The organism is Tardiphaga sp. 768_D3_N2_1, from assembly GCF_052076105.1.
In the GTDB taxonomy this organism is placed as follows: Bacteria; Pseudomonadota; Alphaproteobacteria; order Rhizobiales; family Xanthobacteraceae; genus Tardiphaga.
In genome coordinates this window covers 4,989,118-5,008,307 of record NZ_CP197245.1, presented here as the reverse complement: position 1 = coordinate 5,008,307, position 19,190 = coordinate 4,989,118, and the positions used below count along the sequence as shown (strand labels likewise).

Genomic DNA, 19,190 nt, shown 5'->3' with positions numbered 1-19,190 from the left:
TTTCGCCCAGATTTGGATTGGTAGTATGCCAACGCTGAATCGGGGGATTCGCATATGACACCCAGTGACTACGCGCGAATGGCGAAAAGTTATGCTGAGCGAGCTGACGCCTTGGAGCCCGGCCCGAAGAGAGACGAGCTGCTTAAGAAGGCACAGCAGTTTCGTTTTTACTCGAAGGTCGAAAACTGGGTCGCGTCACCGGGACTGCAACCCCCGGATTAATTCCCGCGCAGTCAATGCGGCAAACGCCTCAGCGCCTGGAAGACGGGACGCAGATAGTCCAGCATTTTTGGCGGGTTTTCCGTCATCGGAAAATGCCCGAGCTCCGGCATCTCTGTGACCACGGCGCCTTCGATCCATTCGGCGAGCGCGTAGGCGTCGCTCACGGTGGCGGAGAAGTCGTAGTGACCGATCAGAAGATGGACGGGGATCTTGTGGCCGTCGATGAGCTTGGCAGTCTGCTCGCCGTCGAACTCGTCCGAATAGAAAGCCAGATCGCCGTCATAGATGCCCGGCGCACCTTGCGAATAGATCCATGCGGCGCGTCGGCGATCCTCAGCGGGGCTGGACGGGCTCATCAATCCGCGCACATAGGCTGCCGAGTGCCAGCCACCATTGACGCCCGCATGGGTGAGATAGTCATTGCGACGGCCGCGCGGGCGCAAGGGCGCTTCGAGCGCGACCACGGCCTTCACGAGATCAGGTCGCTCTGCGGCGAGCGCCATGGCGATGCCGGCGCCCATCGAGCAGCCCATCACCACAACGGGTTCGCCGATCGCCTGTTCGATAAAGCTCGCGCACCAGTCCAGATAGGTCGGCTGATCGAGCTGATAGATGCTGCCATCCCAGCCGATGGGCGGCATCGAGCGGCCGTGATGCGGCATGTCGAAGCCGATCAGGCGCCAGTCGCGCCCGAGTTCAGGATCGCACATCACGCCGTGAAACTGCCGCGTATCCGCTCCGGCTGTGTGGAGGCACAGCACCGGTCTGCCGGTGCCCGTGCCCTCTGAATAGATTTCGGCAATCTGCCCGCCGGCGCTGTGCACGCGGTGATAGCGACCCTCAAGGCGTGTGAGATCGACTTCGACGGCATGCGCGGCCGGCGTGGTCAGATTCGCGAACACGGCTTCGAGAAATGCGCGGGCCTGCGCAATAACCAGCGCATCGCCGGTCACGGTGAAGCTGGTGTTGCGCAGCTGGATCGATGAAAACGAATGATAGGTCGGTGGCGCGCAGGGGGCCAGTACCTTCAGCCATGCTGTTGCTGGCCCGGATAGCGCGATGTCTGGCGCATTGCTGGGTATACTGACAACCGGCTGGCTATTGCGACAAGCAATTGCGACGGCGGCCTCGTCGATCCCAAACTGAATTTCAAGATTCAGCCCGCGCGCAAAGGACTGCACCTCCGGCGCGGCGATCGCGACCGCAAGTCGATTGCGAAGCTCGTCGATCAGGCCCATGCCCGGTCTCACCTACTTCCTGGCAGTGAGATAGCGGCCGATCTCGACATGATCGGCCGACGGTCCGAGTTTCTCCAGCGCGGCATCCCACAGCGCGGCGACTTCATCTGCCAGCGGCGCGTTGACGCCGATCTGGTGGGCGAGTTCGTCGGCGGTGCGGATATCTTTCGCCATCAAAGCAAGCGCAAAGCCCGAGGTGTATTTCTCGGGAATGACGAATTGCTTGAGCTTGTTCTCGGTCGAGTTGTTGCGCCCGGTGGAGGCATTCAACACGTCGACGAGGACGTTCGGGTCGATGCCGAAGCTGCCACCGATGGCGACGGCTTCGGCGGCAGCGGCGAGGCCTGCTGCCGAGACGTAGTTGTTCAGCGCCTTGGCGGCATGACCGGAGCCGAGCGGGCCGGTACGGAACACTGACTTGCCCATAGCACTCAGCACGGGATCGGCGCGATCGATGGTCTTGCCGTCGCCGCCGGCCATGATCGCCAGTGTGCCGTCGATGGCGCGCTTCACGCCGCCCGATACCGGCGCGTCGATGAAAGCGAGGCCCGCTGCGATCAGCTCTTCGCCGAGCGCGCGCGTGCCCATCGGTGCGGAGGAGCTCATGTCGATCACCACCGTGCCCGGTGTGAGCTTCGCCTTGAAGCCCTCGACGGCGGCGCGCACGATCTTGCCATCGGGCAGCAAGGTGATGACGGCGGCTGCATCCTTGACGGCTTCATCGACGGTCGCCGCCGACGTGCCGCCGGCTTCGGCATATTTGGCACGTGCTTCGGCGAATGTATCGAAACCGACCACCTGATATCCGGCACGCGCGACACAGGCGGCCATGGGGCGTCCCATATTGCCGAGGCCGATCACGGCGATCCTGGCGGGCGGATTGATGGCGGCTGAATTCGACACGGGCGTTCCTCTTCAAGTTCTTATTGTATTCGATATTGGGCGCGGCAAGTGATCGCGCCGGTCAGGGATTATCGCGCTGCAACGCTTCCAGTGCGATCGCGGCGGCATTCTTGATGTGCTGAACGCAAGCCTGCTCGGCTCCATCTTGGTCGCCGGCCTCGATAGCGACAAGGATGGTCTCGATTTCGGCAAGACTGCGGCCGATACGATTGGCCTGCGTCATCGACGTCATGCGCAGCACCGTGACGCGGTTCAGCAGCATTTTCAGAAAGCGTTCGACGAAAACATTGCCGCAGCCTTCGAGCAGCGCGGCATAGAATTCAGTCTTGGCGGCCAGCAGGTCGCTGCGGTCTTCCTGACCGGCAACTGCGCCCATCTGGATAAACTGTTTGCGCAACCGTCCGATAATCTCCGGGTCGCGCAGTCGCGCACATTCACGGCCGGCATAACCTTCCAGCAGCGCGCGCAAATCATAGAGCTGCTCGGCTTCCTCGACGCTGATGGTGCTGACGATGGGGCCGCGATGCGGAATCGTGGTGACGAGGCCCTCGGCCTCCAGCTGTCGGAGCGCCTCGCGGATCGAGGTGCGGCCGACGCCGACCTGCTCGCACAGTTCGCGCTCGATCAGCCGCTGGCCAGGCCTGAAAAGCCCACTTCCGATTGCGGAGCGCAGTCGATTTTCAACCAACAGTCGCAGACTGGTCGATTCCCGCGAGACATTCAGGTCCGATTCGATCTTTACCATGCGTCAAGTTGACCGCCTATCAGACAATCTGTCAAGCAGCTTGACCGCTCGTCTGTTTTATGTCGAATTGCCGGCGAAGCCGCAAAGGCCGTTCTGCATTCGGAGAAAACGCCCATGTCCAAGACAACCTCCCATCGTGGTGGCCTGAGCCGCCGTACGCTGCTTGCCGGAACTGCATCGCTGCTGGCGAGCCCGATGGTGCTGTCGCCCGCACGGGCGCAGGCGAAGCAGGTCAATATCGGCGTGATCATGCCGCTGTCGGGCGCCAATGCGCAGTTCGGCATCAATTCGCGCAACGGTATCGAGCTCGTCGCCGATGAGATCAACGCAGCCGGCGGCATCAAGGCGCTCGGCGGCGCCAAGATCAATCTGATCGTGGCCGACGCGACGTCGACGCCGACCACGGCGGGCACGGTCGCGCAGCGGCTCATCACCCAGAACGAAGTGACGGCGATCCTCGGCGCATTCGCGTCATCGCTGACCATCGCCATTTCGGAAGTCACGGAACGCCGGGACATTCCGCTGCTCACAATGTCCTTTGCCGACCAGATCACCGGTCGCGGCTTCAAGAACATCTTCCAGATCGTCGCCAAGGCCTCTGCGCTCGGCAAGGCGCAGCTCGACTACACGCTGGCGATTGCGCAGGCATCCGGCGCCAAGATCGACAAGATCGCGATCATGTATGAAGACACCGCCTATGGCACTGCGCAGGCTAATGGTCTTCGCGCCGCCGCCAAGGCCGCCAATATCGAAGTGGCCATGGACGATGCCTATCCGCTGGGAATCACCGACACCACGCCGCTGATCAACAAGCTGCGCGCGTCCGGTGCCCAGGCCGTCTTCCCGGTGTCCTATCTCAATGACAGCCTGCTGCTGATCCGCACCATGCGCCAGCAGCGCATCACGATCCCGGCCATCGGCGGTGCTGCCGGTTATGTCATTCCGGATTTCGAGAAAGGTCTCGGCGAATTCGCCGAAAACGTGCTCTCGATCGCGCCCGCCAATTACGATCTCGCGCCGGATCTCACCGAGCGTTTCCGCAAGCGCTTCGGCTACTTCATGGTGCATGAGGCGCTCGAGCATGCCGTCGCGCTCGATGTGCTGGTGCAGGCGATCGAGAAGGCGAAATCGGCCAAGGCCGAGGACGTCACCATGGCGCTGCGCGGTGCGAAGTTCACCGGCGGCTGGACCAAGGCGATGACCGGCGGTGCCGTCGAATTCGACAGCACCGGCCTTAACGTCCTGTCCGTCCCCGTGATGGCGCAGTGGCGCAACAAGGAGCTCGTCACGGTGTGGCCGAAGGATGTGGCCAAAAGTTCCGCTGTCTGGAAATCCTGACGAACTAGCGAAAGATCACCGTGTCATTTCTGCAGGCAATAATCGACGGGCTGTTGGTGGGCGGCGTCTATGCCGTCATCTCCATCGGCCTGACGCTGGTCTATGGCGTGATGGGCATCGTGAATTTCGCGCAGGCGGAATTCCTGATGATCGGCATGTTCGTGTCCTGGTTCGCATGGGCCTATCTCGGCCTTGATCCGGTGCTGGCCGCGCCGCTATCGTTCGCGGTGGCGTTCGGCATCGGCTGGCTGGTGCAGGGGCAATTGATCGCCCGCGTGTTGAAGGCGCCGTCGGTGGCGCAGATCTTCCTCACCGTCGGATTGCTGATCGTGATCGAGAACGGATCGCTGCTGCTGTTCGGCTCGCAATTCCGTTCGGTGACCACGTCCTATCAGACCATGTCGCTGTCGCTCGGCGCGCTGTTCATCAGCGTGCCGTATCTGATTGCCTTCGGCATGTCGCTGGCCTGTGGTCTGGCCCTGTGGTGGTTCATGCGCACGAGCTGGTTCGGGCGCGCCATGCGCGCGACGGCGCAGAACCCGATGGCTGCCCAGCTGATGGGGATCGACACGGCTTTGATGTACAAGATCGCCTTCGCGCTCGGCGTCGGCCTCACAGCCTTCGGCGGCGCGGTGATCCTGCCTTATGTCACGGTCTTCCCCGGTGTCGGTGGCCAGTTCGTCGTGCTGATGTTCACTGTCGTTGTCCTCGGTGGTCTCGGCAGCGTCGCGGGCGCCGTAGTCGGCGGGCTCGCGGTGGGCGTCATTCAGGCGCTGTCGTCGCTGTTCTTCCCGATCCAGTTGCAGAACCTCATTCTGTTCATCGTCTTTATTTTCGTGCTCGCGGTGAGGCCGCAAGGCCTCGTGGGAGCAAGCAGATGAAACGCTGGATCGCAATTCTGGCAGTGATCGCCATTGCAGCCGTGCTGCCGCTGCTGCTCAGCCCGACCGGATACTGGATCCGCGTGCTCACCTTCACACTGCTATTCGCGGCGATGGCACAGGTCTGGAACATCATCGGCGGTCTGGCCAATCAGACGTCGCTTGGACACGCAGCCTTCTTCGGCATCGGCGCCTATACATCCACCATCCTGGTGCTGAAATACGGCATCAGCCCGTGGATCGGCATGTTCGCCGGTGGCTTTCTCGGCGGCGTCGCGGCACTGATCATTGCTGTTCCGACCATGCGCCTGCAGGGCCATTACTTTGCCTTGGCAACGCTGGCCTTCGGCGAAGTGATGCGCGTCATCGCCAATGTCTGGACGTCGCTCACCGGCGGTCCTGTCGGTCTGTCCGTGCCGTTCACCCCGCCCAGTATTGCCGCCTATTCCTTCAAGCAGCTATTGCCGCATGCCTATATCGCCCTCATCGCCTTGATCATCGTGACCTTCATCTTCGAAGCGATCCGGCGCAGTGCCATGGGCTATCGGCTACGCGCCATCAAGGAAAACCCGGCCGCGGCGGAAGTGATCGGCATCGACACCACAAAGGTGAAGCTGCAGACCGCCGTGATCTCCGGCGTGCTGATGGCCATGCTGGGCACGCTCTATGCGCAGGTCGCTGTGTTCTTCGACCCGGATACGGTGTTCAGCGCCGCGTCCATCTCCATTCGCGTCGCATTGATCGCCATTCTCGGCGGCGTCGGAACGGCGATCGGTCCGATCCTCGGCGCGCTGTTCATCATTCCGGTCGAGGAGCTGATGAACGATCTGTTCTCGTCGGGCGCGGCGGGCCTGTCGCAATTGATCTTCGGCGTCATTCTGATCGCTGTCATTCTGTGGCGTCCACGCGGCTTCATCACCGTGTTCGACTCGTTGATGGCACGCTTCTCGAACAAGGCACGCTCATGACCATTCTCGATGTGCGTGGTATCTCGCGCCGCTTCGGCGGGCTTCAGGCGCTGTCCGACGTGACGTTCTCGGTGCCGAAAGGACAGATCGTCGGGCTGATCGGCCCGAATGGCGCCGGCAAGACGACGTTCTTCAGCACGCTGGTCGGCCTCATTCGTCCGGACAGCGGCTCGATCGAGCTCGACGGCACCAGTGTTGTCGGTCAGAAGCCGCACAAGGTTGCGGCGCTTGGCATGACCAAGACGTTCCAGAACGTGGCATTGTTTGCCGAGAGTTCAGTGCTCGACAATGTGCTCACTGCAGGCCTGTTGCGTCACGATGTGGAGACCGCTCGGAAGGAGGCATTGATCTGCCTCGATCGCGTCGGGCTCAAGTCTGTTGCCCATAAGCTCGCGGGCAATCTCTCATTCCCCGAGCGCGCGCGTGTCGAACTGGCACGCGCGTTGTGTACCGGCCCCAAAGTGCTGCTGCTTGATGAGGTGATGGCCGCACTCAATCCGGTCGAGATGCAGGAGATCATGGATCTGATCCGCTCGCTGCGCGACGACGGCATCACGCTGCTGGTCGTCGAGCATCATATGCGCGCGATCATGACGATCTGTGATCGCATCCTGGTGCTGAATTTCGGGCGTCTTCTGGCCGATGGCACGCCGGAGCAGGTGGCGAACGATCCGGTGGTGGTGGAAGCCTATCTCGGCCGTTCGATGGAGGCCCACAAATGAGCGCGTCTCAGCCATTGCTCGAGATCAGGGGTCTCAACGCCGGTTACGGCGAGATCGAAGTCCTGCACGGCATCGATCTGCAGATGTTCGAAGGCGAGTTCGTCTGCATCATCGGCGCCAATACCGCCGGCAAGAGCACGATCCTGCGTACGATCTCGCGCCTGGTGCCGCATGTCACCGGCACGTTGCGTTTTGCAGGCAATGATTTGTCGAGCCGCGCCTCGCATGACATCCCCACGCTGGGCATCGCGCATGTTCCCGAAGGGCGTCATGTGTTTACGGATATGATGGTGGAAGAAAACCTGATGCTCGGTGCCTTCACCGCACGGCATGCCAGGGATCTTCAATCCCGCATGGAAGGCATCTTCGAACTGTTCCCGCGTCTGCGCGAGCGGCGCGGGCAGTTGGCCGGCACGCTTTCGGGCGGAGAGCAGCAGATGGTCGCTGTCGGGCGTGCACTGATGCTGCAGCCGAAGCTGTTGCTGCTGGACGAACCAAGCCACGGTCTGGCGCCAAAGGTCGTCGAAGAGATGCACGATGCCTTCACCAAGATTCATAGCCGTGGAACCTCGATCCTGCTGGTCGAGCAGAATGTCGGACTGGCGCTCGATGTCGCGACACGCGGCTATGTGCTGGAAAGCGGTCGCATTGCACTGCAGGGCACGTCTGCAGAATTGAATGAAAATCCTGCCGTTCGCGCGGCCTATCTCGGCATATGATCAAGGCAGACGGGCGAACGACGTCGAAACCCGGCAATCGCAAATGGAAGGAATAAACATGAGCTACGATCAGAAGATCACCCTCGGCGGAATGTTCGACATCGGCCTTGCCGCACGGCGCGAAGTGCTTGGTGCGGCCTATGTCGACAAGTCGATGCAGTCGACCAATGACTTCATGATGTCGTTCCAGCACATCACCACCGAATGGTGCTGGGGCTATGCCTGGAACCGTCCGGGTCTCGATCGCAAGACCCGCAGCATGCTGAACCTCGCAATGCTGACGGCGCTGAACCGCGCGCCCGAAATCAAACTGCACACCCGCGGCGCCATCACCAATGGCGTCACCGTCGACGAAATCAAGGAAGTGCTGCTGCACGCTACGGTCTATTGCGGTATTCCGGCCGGCCTCGATGCGTTCAAGGCCGCCAATGAAGTGCTCAAGGAAATGGGCAAGGTCGAGTAGGACGCCGTCATAACGCTAGCCGCTTGAGACGTCCTTTGCTGCCCCTGTTGGATGGCCGCCCGGATGCCTCAAGCGTCGTAGCGCGATAGGGTCGAGCGCGTGATCTTCTTCGATCACAGCGCCAAGGGTGCGCATCGGACCCGCCCCGTGGACCCCGTACATGCGTTGCCAAACGTCGCATTATTGGGTCACGAAAAGAAAGACCGCAATCACAGCGGACAGCATAACGGCGGAGACCGTTGCGACGGTCGATAAGACGCCCATCACTCTGAGCGCGCCTGCGAACAGGATAATGATCGGGGCGGTGGTCATCAGGCCAATCTGAGCGTTGGTCATGCGATCGGGTTCCGTAGATAGTTCTTCATCGGCTTCGATCCTACCGCGCAACTTGCATCGATCGTTGCGCCGAGACAAAGACGACACACTTTGCCTGCCGTAACGACTGCCGCATCGGAACCGGGGAATCGGCGATGGATGGCGTGTCGAACAGGCAAGACAGCGAGTGGGAAATATTCGCGGATCTGCCTGGCGACCCGATGATGTGGGTCCTCATATTGAGCGAACTGGCCGTGTTCGGGATATTGCTCGGCGCATTCGCCGTCGCCTCGGTCTTCAACACCCCGACCTTCGCCGCCGGACATCGTCTCTTGAACCCGGCGCTTGCGGGTTTCAATACCGTCCTCCTGATGACGAGCGGATGGGCTGCAGCGCGTGGCGCCCTGGCCGCACGCTTCAACCGCGTGAAAGCATGCCGGCTTTGGCTCTGGCTTGCGATTGCGCTCGGCATCGCATTCGTGGTCGCCAAACTGGTCGAATATGCGGGAGAGATCGCGGCTGGTGCCGTATTCGATGACAACATCTTCTTCACGCTTTACTTTCTCCTCACGGGATTCCACCTCCTGCATGTCGTCCTCGGCGTCATCATCCTGATCGTGGTGCAGCGCGCCGCGCGTCCAACAGCCGTGGAAACCGGAACATCGTTCTGGCACATGGTCGATCTCGTCTGGGTCCTGATGTTTCCCATCATCTATTTGACCAGGTGAGACGATGAGACTGCATCGTCTTGAAGCCGCGCTCCTTGCGCTGTTCGGGCTGACGATCATCGCGCTGTTCGCTGCAGGCCATGTGAGCGCCCGGCCCGCTGCCCACGCGACCATTCTCGGCGTCGCGGCGCTGAAGGGCAGGCGGATATTGTTCGATTTCATCGGTCTTCGCGCGAGGCCCGGGATCTGGCGCGGTCTTCTGAGCGCATGGGTCGTCGCAGTCGCTTCATTCTGCTGGGTCGTGCTTCTCGTCGGTTCGTATGTCCGTGGCTAACCGCCCGATGATTGCTCCAGCACAAAGTACGGCCTGATCGATCTGTCTAAGTCGTCGCAGCGCTCGCTCAAACAATGACCGGAAAGGACGAGTGATGGCTGAACGCCTCACGAAAACAGCAGCCCGCAACATTTTTTACGGGGGATCCGCTTTCTTCTTCGCGATCTTCCTCGGGCTGACGGCCCACAGCCACTACTACATGCTCAACACGTCGACGAACGCGGCGACACTCAAGGATTCGGTCGCCCGCGGTAAGCACGTCTGGGAGAAGAATTCATGCATCAACTGCCACACTTTGCTGGGTGAAGGCGCCTACTTCGCTCCGGAGGTCGGCAATGTGTGGAATCGTTGGGGGGGACGGGAGGACCCGGCCGCCGCGAAGGACATCCTGAAAGCCTGGATGCAGGCACAGCCGTCCGGCGCGCCGGGTCGGCGGCAGATGCCGCAATTCAACCTCACGGATCAGGAGCTCAACGATCTCGCCGACTTCCTTCAATGGACGGACAGCATCAAGACCCAGAACTGGCCGCCGAACAAAGCTGGTTGAGCGCCGCCTTCCCAGATCTCCAGATAGAAGATGATTATCCATGAAGTATCAGACTCAGAAGGTCGCGTTGCTGTATTTCTATGGCGCGCTCACGCTGTTCCTGGCCCAGGTCGCCTTTGGTCTCGTCGCCGGCACCATATACGTGCTTCCGAACACTCTATCGGTTCTGCTGCCGTTCAACATCGTTCGGATGATCCATACCAATGCGCTGATCGTCTGGTCGCTCATGGGCTTCATGGGGGCGACCTACTATCTGCTGCCTGAGGAGACCGAGAACGAGCTGTACAGCCCGCTGCTCGCCAAGGTCCAGTTCTGGATGTTCTTCGGTGCGGCGGGCGTGGCGGTGGTCGGCTATCTCTTCCACTACCATGAGGGCCGCGAATTCCTGGAGCAGCCGTTCGCCATCAAGGTCGGCATCGTCGTCGTCTGTCTCATATTCCTGTTCAACGTCACCTTGACCGCGCTGAGAGGCCGCAAGACGACGGTAACCAACATTCTGCTGTTCGGGCTCTGGGGCGTCGCGATCTTCTTTCTGTTCGCGTTCTACAATCCGATCAATCTCGCGGTCGACAAGATGTACTGGTGGTATGTCGTCCATCTGTGGGTCGAGGGCGTCTGGGAACTCATCATGGCCTCGGTGCTTGCGTTCCTGATGATCAAGCTCAACGGCATCGATCGCGAGGTGGTGGAGAAGTGGCTGTACGTCATCGTCGGTCTGGCCCTGTTCTCCGGCATTCTCGGCACCGGCCACCACTTTTACTGGATCGGCGCTCCCGGCTACTGGCAGTGGATCGGTTCGCTATTCTCGACGCTTGAGGTGGCGCCCTTCTTCACAATGGTAATATTCACGGTGCAGACCACGTGGAAGGCCGGCCGTAAGCATCCGAACCGCGCTGCATTGCTGTGGTCCGTAGGCTGCTCGGTGATGGCGTTCCTCGGTGCCGGCGTATGGGGCTTCCTGCACACGCTATCCTCGGTCAATTACTACACACACGGCACCCAGGTGACGGCGGCACACGGTCATCTCGCTTTCTTCGGCGCCTATGTCATGCTCAATCTGGCGATGATGGCCTATGCGATCCCGCAGATCAAAGGACGCGAGCCGTATAATCAATGGCTCAGCATGGCGAGTTTCTGGATCATGTGCACCGCCATGATGGTGATGACCTTCGCGCTCACCTTTGCAGGTGTTCTCCAGGCTCATCTCCAGCGCGTGCTTGGCCAGGGCTATATGGAAGTTCAGGATCAGCTTGCCTGGTTCTACTGGATCCGACTCGGTTCCGGTGTCTTCGTGGTGATCTCCGCCGCCATGTTCATCTGGGCGGTTCTCGTGCCGGGCCGCGAGAGATCGTCTGCCATGGCGACGAAGCTGCAGCCCGCCGAGTAACGACAAGAAGAGGCGGCCGGATTCATGCCGGCCGCGCTCCCATCCGGAGAATGACACATGCAGCCTGCTCTTCAAGCCGTCGTCGCATCGTTGCCGGAGATTCCGGCATATGTTCCGACCGGAATCGAATGCGAGTTGTTCGAGAATGCCTGGCGCCGCCAGTTGCCGTTGCTGTTAAAAGGACCGACAGGTTGCGGAAAGACCCGGTTCGTGGCCCACATGGCCGCGCGTCTGGGCCTTCCGCTACACACCGTCGCCTGTCATGACGATCTCACCGCAGCGGATCTGACCGGACGCCATCTGCTGAAGGGCGGCGAGACGGTGTGGACCGATGGCCCGCTGACGCGCGCGGTGCGCGAGGGCGGCATCTGCTATCTTGACGAGGTGGTAGAGGCGCGCAAGGACGTCACCGTGGTGTTGCATCCCCTGACGGACCACCGGCGGCTTCTTCCGCTGGAGCGGACCGGAGAGGAGCTACTGGCGCCGCCCGGCTTCATGCTCGTGGTGTCCTACAATCCCGGCTACCAGAGCCTGCTGAAGGCGTTGAAGCCGTCGACCAGACAGCGCTTCGTCGCCATTGATTTCGACTTCCTTCCTCCCGAGCGGGAGATTGCGGTCGTAGCCGCCGAAAGCGGGCTTGCGCCGGACCGCGTGCGTCCGCTGGTCCAGCTCGCCGCACGCTTCCGTGCGCTCAAGGGCCACGATCTCGAGGAGGCCGTGTCGACCCGCCTGATCGTTTATTGCGCCACGCTCATTGCGGCCGGGATTGCGATCGAGAGTGCGATCCTCGCCGGCATGATTGAGCCGTTGAGTGACGATGTCGACGTCAAGGCGGCTTTGATCGAGGTTGCCCGCGCCGTGATTGGGTGAGCGATGTTCGAATTCCTCGAATTGGAGGAGACCGTCGGGCGCGCGTGGCATGGGCTGGTCGGCTCAACCGCGAGCTACCCGGTTTATCCGGAGCATGCGGTCGAACTCGCCGATGTCCGCAGTCGTATCGGCGTCATGTTTCGCGCGCTTGGCGGTCAGGCGGGGGTGCAGATCGCGGGAGCGAAGGCGCGCAAGCGGACGCACCGTCTCGGCTGGCGCCAACGCATCGGTCTTGGCGACGAAAGCCTCGATCAACCCGGTCGTGATGGCGCCACGGTCTTCCTGCCCGAGCGCGTCTGTGTATTTCCCGACCGGGCTTTGAACTCCGAGCTCTACCGCTGGCTTGCCGCATGGTTCGCGGTGGGCGCACTCGATCCCGTCAGCGATGTGGATCCGCTGCGGCAAGACCTCCTGACCTTGCGCCGCGCGTCCGAGACCTCGGCTCTGGTGATTGCGCGATTGCCGGGACTGGCCCGGTCTTACGCCACGCTCGCCGCCGCCATGGCTAGGGCGCGTCCGGAGCGTCCGTTGCCGCGCGCCGAGCGGGAGGTGGAGAATCTCGTTATGACCCTACTTGGTGCCGCCGGGCAGGAGCGGGGAGAATTGTGGCCGGCCGTCTTCGGCATCGGCGAGATTCCGATGAAGGCGCCGCGAGGCTATCGGCCGATGCTGCCCTGTCCGCTTTGGGGAGATTGCTGGATCCGCGACGCGTCGCCGGCGGGCAGCGGAGAGGATGACGTGGAGACGCCGAGCGGCAAGGAAGCCGCCGGTCCCGATATCCAAAAGCGGACCGCGATGCGCGAACGCGAAAGCGGTGCCTCCCGTGATCCGTTCATCCTCAATCGTTTCGAGAAGATCCTCGCCATGGCCGAGATGGTCGATGTCGATCGGCCGTTCGATGACAGCCAGGAGGACGACGCCAGGAAGGCGGCGGACGACCTCGACGAGCTCGCGATCACCAGGCGGAAAGGCAGACCCGCGAGCAAGCTGAAATTCGATCTCGATCTACCGCCTGAAGCCATCGATACTTCGTGGCTCGATGCGGGGCGGCTTTATCCGGAGTGGAATTACCGCAGCGGCAGCTACATGCCGGATCACTGCCGCGTTTTGACCGGCGCGGCGAGCGAGGTCGGCGAGAGCTGGGTTCCGGATGACCTTATGCGTCGCAAGATCCGGCAAGTCCGCCGACAGTTCGAGGCGCTCAAGCCTCGCCATGAACTCATGCGGGCGCAACCGGACGGCCACGATCTGGATCTGGACGCCCTGGTCCGCGCCCGTTGCGAGCTTCGCGCCGGAACCGGTTCGCTCGAGCGCGTCCATCTCGCGATGAGACCGCAGAGACACGACCTGGCGGTCTCGCTGCTGGTCGACGTCTCGCTCTCGACCGATGCATGGGTCGATGGCTGCCGCGTGCTGGACGTTGAAAAGGAGGCGCTTCTGGTTCTGGCGCATGGGCTCGCCGCTTGCGGCGATCACCACAACATATTGACGTTTACGTCGCGCCGGCGCTCCTGGGTGCGTCTTGAGACGATCAAGGATTTCGCCGAACCGATGAGCGCGCGGATCGAAAAGCGCATCGCATCCCTGAAGCCGGGCTATTACACCCGCATCGGGACAGCGATCCGGCACGCTGCCTCGGAGTTGGTTGCGCAACCACAGCGCAAGAAGCTTCTGATCATCCTCACCGATGGCAAACCGAACGACGTGGATCATTACGAGGGGAGGTTCGCGATCGAAGACACCCGCAAGGCGGTTCACGATGTGCGCCGGCTCGGTGCGTCGGTCTTCGGGGTCACCATCGATGCCGCCGCGCAAATCTACCTTCCGACTCTGTTCGGTCACGGCGGATATGCGATCGTGAGCAATATCCGGCGCCTGCCGGCCGCGTTGCCCGCTCTGTACCGTCAACTGACCCAGATCTAGATCGAGCGGGGCCGCGCCAGACTGCTATCGTCCCGCGGACTGCCGCTTCGTCGAGCGACTTGGCGCTTGAGACAGGCTCGATCAAACGGCTCGACTATGCGATGCCGACGATTGCGCGAGATGGGCATCGAATGCCGAAGCGACGCTGCGAACCAGGAATTCCGCGCCATCGCTGACGGAGATGCGATCGCCGATCATGGTCGCAGCGCCGTCTGCGATGAGGCTTTCAAGTCTGGGCCGATCGACGATCGCCATGTCCGACGTACGGCCATGCTTCTGCGCCACCTGGGAAAGATCCACCGTCATTTCGCACATGATGCGTTCGATGATGTCGGCTCGAAAACGATCGTCCTGCGTAAACGCATAACCCCGGGCGGTGGCAAGACGGTTCTCGGCGATCCGCGCGAGATATTCACGGGTCGCCACGACATTCTGGACGTATCCCTGATGCATGCGGCCGATGGAGCTTGCGCCGAGACCGATCAGGATGTCGGCTGCATCGTCCGTATAGCCCTGGAAATTGCGTCGCAACGTGCCGCGCTGTTTGGCTACGGCCAGATTGTCGTCGGCCAGAGCGAAATGGTCGAAGCCGATACGCACATAACCGGCGTCGATCAGGGCTTCGGCGATGCTCTCGGACTGACGATGCCGATCGACACTGTCAGGCAACGTCGCTTCGTCGATTTTGCGCTGATGCTTCTTGAAGGACGGGATGTGAGCATAGCCGAACACGGAGAAGCGGTCGGGACGAAGCTCGATGCATCTCGCGACCGTGTCGAGACACGATTCGACGGTCTGCAACGGCAAGCCGTAGAGCAGGTCAAAGTTGAGTTTGGTAACTCCTGCATCGCGCAGCCTGTCGACCGATGCTGCGGTTTGGTCGAAACTCTGCAAACGGTTGATGGCGCGTTGAACGGCCGGATCGAAGCTCTGGACGCCGAGGCTGGCGCGATTGACGCCGCACGCGCCGAGCGTGTCCGTCATCGGTTCCGTAAGCGTACGAGGATCGATTTCGACCGCGATTTCCGCATCCGGCTGCACCAGATAGGCGCGGCGCAGCGCGCTCATCAGCTCGGCAAACGTCTCGGGTGCCATGATGGTGGGCGTGCCGCCTCCGAAATGAATGTGGGCCAGCGGAAGCTTCTCGCCGATGGCGTCGGCAACCAGCTGGGCTTCGGTCATCAGGCCCGCAATATAGATCGCAATCGGATCATCGCGCTTCGTGACAGAGGTATGGCAGCCGCAATACCAGCACATGGAGCGGCAGAACGGGACATGCAAATAGAGCGATGCCGACTGTTGGCCGCCAATCGTTCTTAGCCACCGCCTATACTCTGCCTCACCGACCTTTGAGGCGAAGTGAGGCGCCGTAGGATAGCTCGTATATCGCGGCAGCCTGTCCAGTCCATGACGTCGAGCGAGTTCCGAATGCATGTTCACGTCTCCGGGTACATCGATTGAGTATCCCGGATTGCGTTGTCATTTATTGCTTTAAGTCAAAGTGCTGCGCATCAGAACGGTCTGACAATGACCAGGATCACGATGGCCGTCAGAGCCGTGATCGGCAGCGTGCTGGCAATGCTGTAGGTGAGGCGCATGTTTCGCTCGCGATCTGCTGCGAAATCCTTCACCCATCGGGCGAAGAGACCATGAACGCCGGAAAGCGCCACAACAACGGCGAGCTTGGCGTGAAACCAGCCGGACGTCCACCAATGGCCGGACCATGCAAGATAAGGTCCGGCCAGCCAGGCCACGATCATGGCGGGGTTAATGATACGCTTCAGAAGGAAATGTTCGATCTTCTTCAGCAGTGCAGACTTTTCCGAACCCACTGCGGCGTCGCAATGACACATGAACAGAAATGGCAGGACGATCATGCCTGCCATCCAGATCATCACAGCGAGCACGTGGAGCGCTTTTATCCATTCGTACACGCCCGGCATTTCCCCTATGAACGCATGAAAAGCTTCGCCGCGTTGCGGGCGGTCCGGGAAACCAGGGATTGCGACGGCTGAACGACGAGCCTGAACCCAAGAGCGGTCGGCGGGACTCCAACGGCACAGCCGCCCGCCTTCGGGTCGCGGATGAAATCCGTCATGTATGACCGGTGAGCGCCCTCCACGACGCGGACGCCGCAATTGACGTTGGTGATCTGCTCGCGCCCATCGTCGATACGGGACCGGATGAAGCAACTGTCGGTCCACTCCCACACGCCACCGGCAAGGTCGTCCAGTCCGTTGCTGTTCGCGCCGAGTGCCCTCCGCGATGAGGTTGCGGGTTTCGCGCGCGAGGCCTCGGCGTCGTAGCGGGCAATCCAGGCTTGCGCCGGGTCGGCGGGATCGACTGGCGGCAGCGTCTCGTCGGGCGCCCTTTCGGCAGCGGCAAATGTCCATTCCTCGTCGGTCGGAAGGCGATAGAACATGCCGGTCTTGCGGGACAACCATGCTGCATATGCCGAAGCATCGTGCCAATTGACGCCGGTCACCGGATTGTCGGGTCCGTTGATGGCGGCGACGCGCGAGCACTCTGCGTCAGCGACGCAGCGCTCATAGTCGGCGACCGTCACCAAACGCTTCATGATCGTCAGATCGGCGGGCAGACGGAGGTGGCGGAGCGGGGCCTGGACAGGGGTACGATCCCGGGAATACTCACCGGTTGCTCGATACTGAAACATGGCGGGCGTGAGGTGACGTGCGTCCGGCGGTCGGTGCGATGCGGGGGGTGTCAGCGCGGTTGCCAGTACGGGGGCCGTCAGCGCGCCGGCAAGCATTGCCATCTTCACTTTCATCAAAAAGAGCATGACATCGTCTCCTTGCGAGGTGACCCGCGGTTTGCGCCGCGAGTCACCTGAACGCTGTCTATTGGTTCGTGGTCGTCGGCTCGATCGCACCGAGCTTGTCAGGCGGGATAGAACTCGGAGGCGAGACCTGCTTCATCAAGTCCTCATTCCACTTGCCATCAACCTTGAAATGCGCAGCGGCACCGAGCTCGAAGGCCTCGATCAGGTTGTGATTGACGTATGCGTAGATGCCGGGCTGACGGAACGTGTAGAGCGCGGCACCGGCGGATCCACCACGAATGAACCAGGTTTCGAGATCCTTTTCAGGTGGATTGGCGAATTTTCCCGTCTCCCAGACATAGTCGCCGTGACCGCCGATCAGATGCGGGCGGGTGTCACGATTGGCCTGGGAATGAACGATCAGTACGGTCTCGCCGACCTTTGCGGTCATCGCGTTCTTGCCCGTCAAAGCTCCGACGCGGCCATTGAACACCACGTGGCTGGGAATCAGCTTCCGCATGACCTCGGTCGTATCGGCGTAGGATTCGCCGGCCGAGGCGTAGGTCTTGTACTTGCCCTTCTCGTCCTTCGGCACGTAGAGGTCGTTCTCGCCAACATAGTAGGCCTTGTCGTAGTGCAACGGCTTGCCCGCAGCATCCTTCAATCCGTCCCGAGGCAGCACCATGACCGTCCCGTGCATGCCGGAAACAACGTGCCAGGGGACCATGCCCTCCGGTGCGCAATGATAGACGAAGACGCCGGCACGCGTTGCCTTCCAGCGCAACACGGCCTGTTCGCCCGGATTGACGCGCGTCAAAGCGCCGCCGCCGAGCGCTCCTGTCGCCGAATGTAGATCGATGTTGTGGGGCATGGAGTTGGAAGCGGGATTGACCAGCGTCAGCTCCATATAGTCGCCTTCGTGCAGGACCATTATCGGGCCGGGCATCGAGCCATCGAACGTCATGGCGTGAAATTTCGTGCCGGCGTCGTCAATGACGACCTCTTCCTCCCGGATCGTGAGCTTGAACTCGACGATCTTGGGTCCCGCCTTGGTCGCCTGTTCGTGTGGATGCACCGCCGGAGGCGCGACCAGCGTCACTCTCTCGCGTGGCAACTTCAAATCGTCAGCAGCCAGTGACAATGACTGCCCGCTCATCATTGACACGGCAATCGCCGCGCTCAGCAATGCAGTTCTACGCGTAAGCATGATGGTCTCCATCCGTCGGTTTCAATCGAACGCATGGATCATGATCAAGCGGAGTGCGCCCCTCTTTGTCGTGGAACAATGAGTATTGCGGTTCGAACTATTCGAACAAGGGAGCCGGATCGGATTTGAAGTGTAGCTCAAACATCGACACGTTCCGGGCGCGACGAGCTACGGTGCCCGTTTGCGGATCTGAGACGGTTCGTCTCCTTCGGCGAGACTGCGCAGTCTCTGCGCGTCACGCAGCACGACGCGCTGGCGTCCACCTTCAACGAGCCCATCGCTCTCCCACGCGCTGAGTATGCGGCTGACGGTATGCAGCGTCGTGCCCGTCATCTCCGCGATGTCCTGCCGGCTGATCGGAAAGTCTATCTCTATGCCGGTATCCACCTTCCTGCCTGCCTGTTTGACCAGGCGAAGAAGCGCGTGTGCGACGCGCTGTTCGACCTGCTCGCTCGATATTTCCATAACGCGGGCCTGCGTATCCTGCAGACGACTACCCACCGTCTGGAGCGCGCTGGCCGCGAGAGATGGATAATTTGCGATCAGGCGCTGCCAGGAGAATGACGGCCAGACAAGGGCGATGCTGTCGACGACGGCCACCGCAGTGGCCGGATAGCGCGCAATATTCATGGCTTGCGCCACTCCGAAGAGCTCGCCCGCGGACACGTAGCGCACCACGGTCTGGTTGCCTTGAGGCGTCGTCTTCTCGACGCGCAGGTGGCCATGAAGAAGAAGGAAAAACCGGTCGGCTTCGGCGCCCTGATCGAAGACTGCGCTGCCCTTGGCATACCGGACCGATCGCGCCTCGCGCAGCAATTCATCCTGCTCCGGGGCAGTCAGCTTCGCGAATATCTCCAGCTTTGCCACCAAGGAGCGATCGATCGTCGCCATGTTTATCCCCGCTTAGGCTCGAGCAAGCTGCCCTACGCTGAACCACGATGCGGTCACCCTTGTGACCGTG

Annotated in this window: 21 protein-coding genes; 12 read left to right on the top strand and 9 right to left on the bottom strand. The window is 61.4% G+C overall.

Features of this window, described 5'->3' with window-relative positions:
• Window positions 1-233 precede the first annotated feature (233 nt).
• The 3 genes from AB8A27_RS23480 to AB8A27_RS23470 form a co-directional block, all read right to left on the bottom strand.
• Window positions 234-1,460: an alpha/beta fold hydrolase gene (locus AB8A27_RS23480; protein ID WP_441243989.1), complete on the bottom strand. Its 1,227-nt coding sequence runs from the start codon at window positions 1,458-1,460 to the stop codon at window positions 234-236.
• A 12-nt stretch (window positions 1,461-1,472) separates the two neighbouring features.
• Window positions 1,473-2,363, bottom strand: a complete 891-nt coding sequence (locus AB8A27_RS23475; RefSeq protein ID WP_441243988.1) for an NAD(P)-dependent oxidoreductase — start codon at window positions 2,361-2,363, stop codon at window positions 1,473-1,475.
• Between the two features lie 61 nt (window positions 2,364-2,424).
• Complete coding sequence (locus AB8A27_RS23470) at window positions 2,425-3,108, bottom strand: GntR family transcriptional regulator (protein ID WP_441243987.1); 684 nt, start codon at window positions 3,106-3,108, stop codon at window positions 2,425-2,427.
• 114 nt (window positions 3,109-3,222) lie between these two features.
• Between AB8A27_RS23470 and AB8A27_RS23465 the strand changes: the two genes are divergently transcribed.
• From AB8A27_RS23465 to AB8A27_RS23440, 6 genes are read left to right on the top strand one after another with little or no spacing between them, the layout of a single operon-like run.
• Window positions 3,223-4,446, top strand: coding sequence for an ABC transporter substrate-binding protein (locus AB8A27_RS23465; RefSeq protein WP_441243986.1), 1,224 nt, complete (start codon window positions 3,223-3,225; stop codon window positions 4,444-4,446).
• Between the two features lie 20 nt (window positions 4,447-4,466).
• Complete coding sequence (locus AB8A27_RS23460) at window positions 4,467-5,327, top strand: branched-chain amino acid ABC transporter permease (protein WP_089263519.1); 861 nt, start codon at window positions 4,467-4,469, stop codon at window positions 5,325-5,327.
• Window positions 5,324-6,295 carry a branched-chain amino acid ABC transporter permease gene (locus AB8A27_RS23455; protein ID WP_441243985.1) on the top strand — a complete coding sequence of 324 codons (972 nt, stop codon included), beginning with the start codon at window positions 5,324-5,326 and terminating at the stop codon, window positions 6,293-6,295. The genes AB8A27_RS23460 and AB8A27_RS23455 overlap by 4 nt, the downstream gene beginning before the upstream one ends.
• Entirely contained in the window at window positions 6,292-7,017 is a 726-nt protein-coding gene (locus tag AB8A27_RS23450) for an ABC transporter ATP-binding protein (RefSeq protein ID WP_441243984.1), read from the top strand. Before AB8A27_RS23455 ends, AB8A27_RS23450 begins: the two co-directional genes overlap by 4 nt.
• The gene (locus tag AB8A27_RS23445; protein WP_441243983.1) at window positions 7,014-7,736 is read left to right on the top strand and encodes an ABC transporter ATP-binding protein; all 723 of its coding nucleotides are present in this window, start codon (window positions 7,014-7,016) and stop codon (window positions 7,734-7,736) included. The genes AB8A27_RS23450 and AB8A27_RS23445 overlap by 4 nt, the downstream gene beginning before the upstream one ends.
• A 58-nt stretch (window positions 7,737-7,794) precedes the next feature.
• Complete coding sequence (locus AB8A27_RS23440) at window positions 7,795-8,199, top strand: carboxymuconolactone decarboxylase family protein (protein WP_175500506.1); 405 nt, start codon at window positions 7,795-7,797, stop codon at window positions 8,197-8,199.
• A gap of 180 nt (window positions 8,200-8,379) precedes the next feature.
• Here AB8A27_RS23440 and AB8A27_RS23435 read toward each other — a convergent pair whose 3' ends face one another.
• Window positions 8,380-8,535, bottom strand: a complete 156-nt coding sequence (locus tag AB8A27_RS23435; RefSeq protein WP_441243982.1) for a hypothetical protein — start codon at window positions 8,533-8,535, stop codon at window positions 8,380-8,382.
• Between the two features lie 200 nt (window positions 8,536-8,735).
• Here AB8A27_RS23435 and AB8A27_RS23430 point away from each other — a divergent pair, with 200 nt between their 5' ends.
• From AB8A27_RS23430 to AB8A27_RS23405, 6 genes are all read left to right on the top strand, one after another.
• Window positions 8,736-9,242: a cytochrome c oxidase subunit 3 gene (locus tag AB8A27_RS23430; RefSeq protein ID WP_441243981.1), complete on the top strand. Its 507-nt coding sequence runs from the start codon at window positions 8,736-8,738 to the stop codon at window positions 9,240-9,242.
• 4 nt (window positions 9,243-9,246) lie between these two features.
• On the top strand, window positions 9,247-9,516 hold the full coding sequence (locus tag AB8A27_RS23425; protein WP_441243980.1) for a cytochrome C oxidase subunit IV family protein: 270 nt from the start codon (window positions 9,247-9,249) through the stop codon (window positions 9,514-9,516).
• 94 nt (window positions 9,517-9,610) lie between these two features.
• A complete protein-coding gene (locus AB8A27_RS23420) occupies window positions 9,611-10,063 on the top strand; it encodes a c-type cytochrome (RefSeq protein WP_441243979.1) in 453 nt (150 codons plus the stop codon).
• 40 nt (window positions 10,064-10,103) lie between these two features.
• Window positions 10,104-11,450: a cbb3-type cytochrome c oxidase subunit I gene (locus AB8A27_RS23415; protein WP_441243978.1), complete on the top strand. Its 1,347-nt coding sequence runs from the start codon at window positions 10,104-10,106 to the stop codon at window positions 11,448-11,450.
• Window positions 11,451-11,507: 57 nt separating this feature from the next.
• Window positions 11,508-12,320, top strand: coding sequence for a CbbQ/NirQ/NorQ/GpvN family protein (locus tag AB8A27_RS23410; protein ID WP_441243977.1), 813 nt, complete (start codon window positions 11,508-11,510; stop codon window positions 12,318-12,320).
• A 3-nt stretch (window positions 12,321-12,323) separates the two neighbouring features.
• Window positions 12,324-14,243: a nitric oxide reductase activation protein NorD gene (locus AB8A27_RS23405; protein WP_441243976.1), complete on the top strand. Its 1,920-nt coding sequence runs from the start codon at window positions 12,324-12,326 to the stop codon at window positions 14,241-14,243.
• Window positions 14,244-14,324: 81 nt separating this feature from the next.
• On the opposite strand, the gene hemN is transcribed toward AB8A27_RS23405, so the two are convergent.
• The 5 genes from hemN to AB8A27_RS23380 form a co-directional block, all read right to left on the bottom strand.
• Window positions 14,325-15,677 (bottom strand): oxygen-independent coproporphyrinogen III oxidase, encoded by a 1,353-nt coding sequence (hemN, locus tag AB8A27_RS23400; protein WP_441243975.1) that lies wholly within the window; start codon window positions 15,675-15,677, stop codon window positions 14,325-14,327.
• A 77-nt stretch (window positions 15,678-15,754) separates the two neighbouring features.
• Entirely contained in the window at window positions 15,755-16,177 is a 423-nt protein-coding gene (locus AB8A27_RS23395; RefSeq protein WP_441243974.1) for a CopD family protein, read from the bottom strand.
• Window positions 16,178-16,191: 14 nt separating this feature from the next.
• Window positions 16,192-17,043: a formylglycine-generating enzyme family protein gene (locus AB8A27_RS23390; protein WP_441243973.1), complete on the bottom strand. Its 852-nt coding sequence runs from the start codon at window positions 17,041-17,043 to the stop codon at window positions 16,192-16,194.
• 58 nt (window positions 17,044-17,101) lie between these two features.
• Window positions 17,102-18,229: a copper-containing nitrite reductase gene (nirK, locus tag AB8A27_RS23385; RefSeq protein WP_441243972.1), complete on the bottom strand. Its 1,128-nt coding sequence runs from the start codon at window positions 18,227-18,229 to the stop codon at window positions 17,102-17,104.
• A 168-nt stretch (window positions 18,230-18,397) separates the two neighbouring features.
• Window positions 18,398-19,120: a Crp/Fnr family transcriptional regulator gene (locus AB8A27_RS23380; RefSeq protein WP_441243971.1), complete on the bottom strand. Its 723-nt coding sequence runs from the start codon at window positions 19,118-19,120 to the stop codon at window positions 18,398-18,400.
• Window positions 19,121-19,190: the final 70 nt, after the last annotated feature.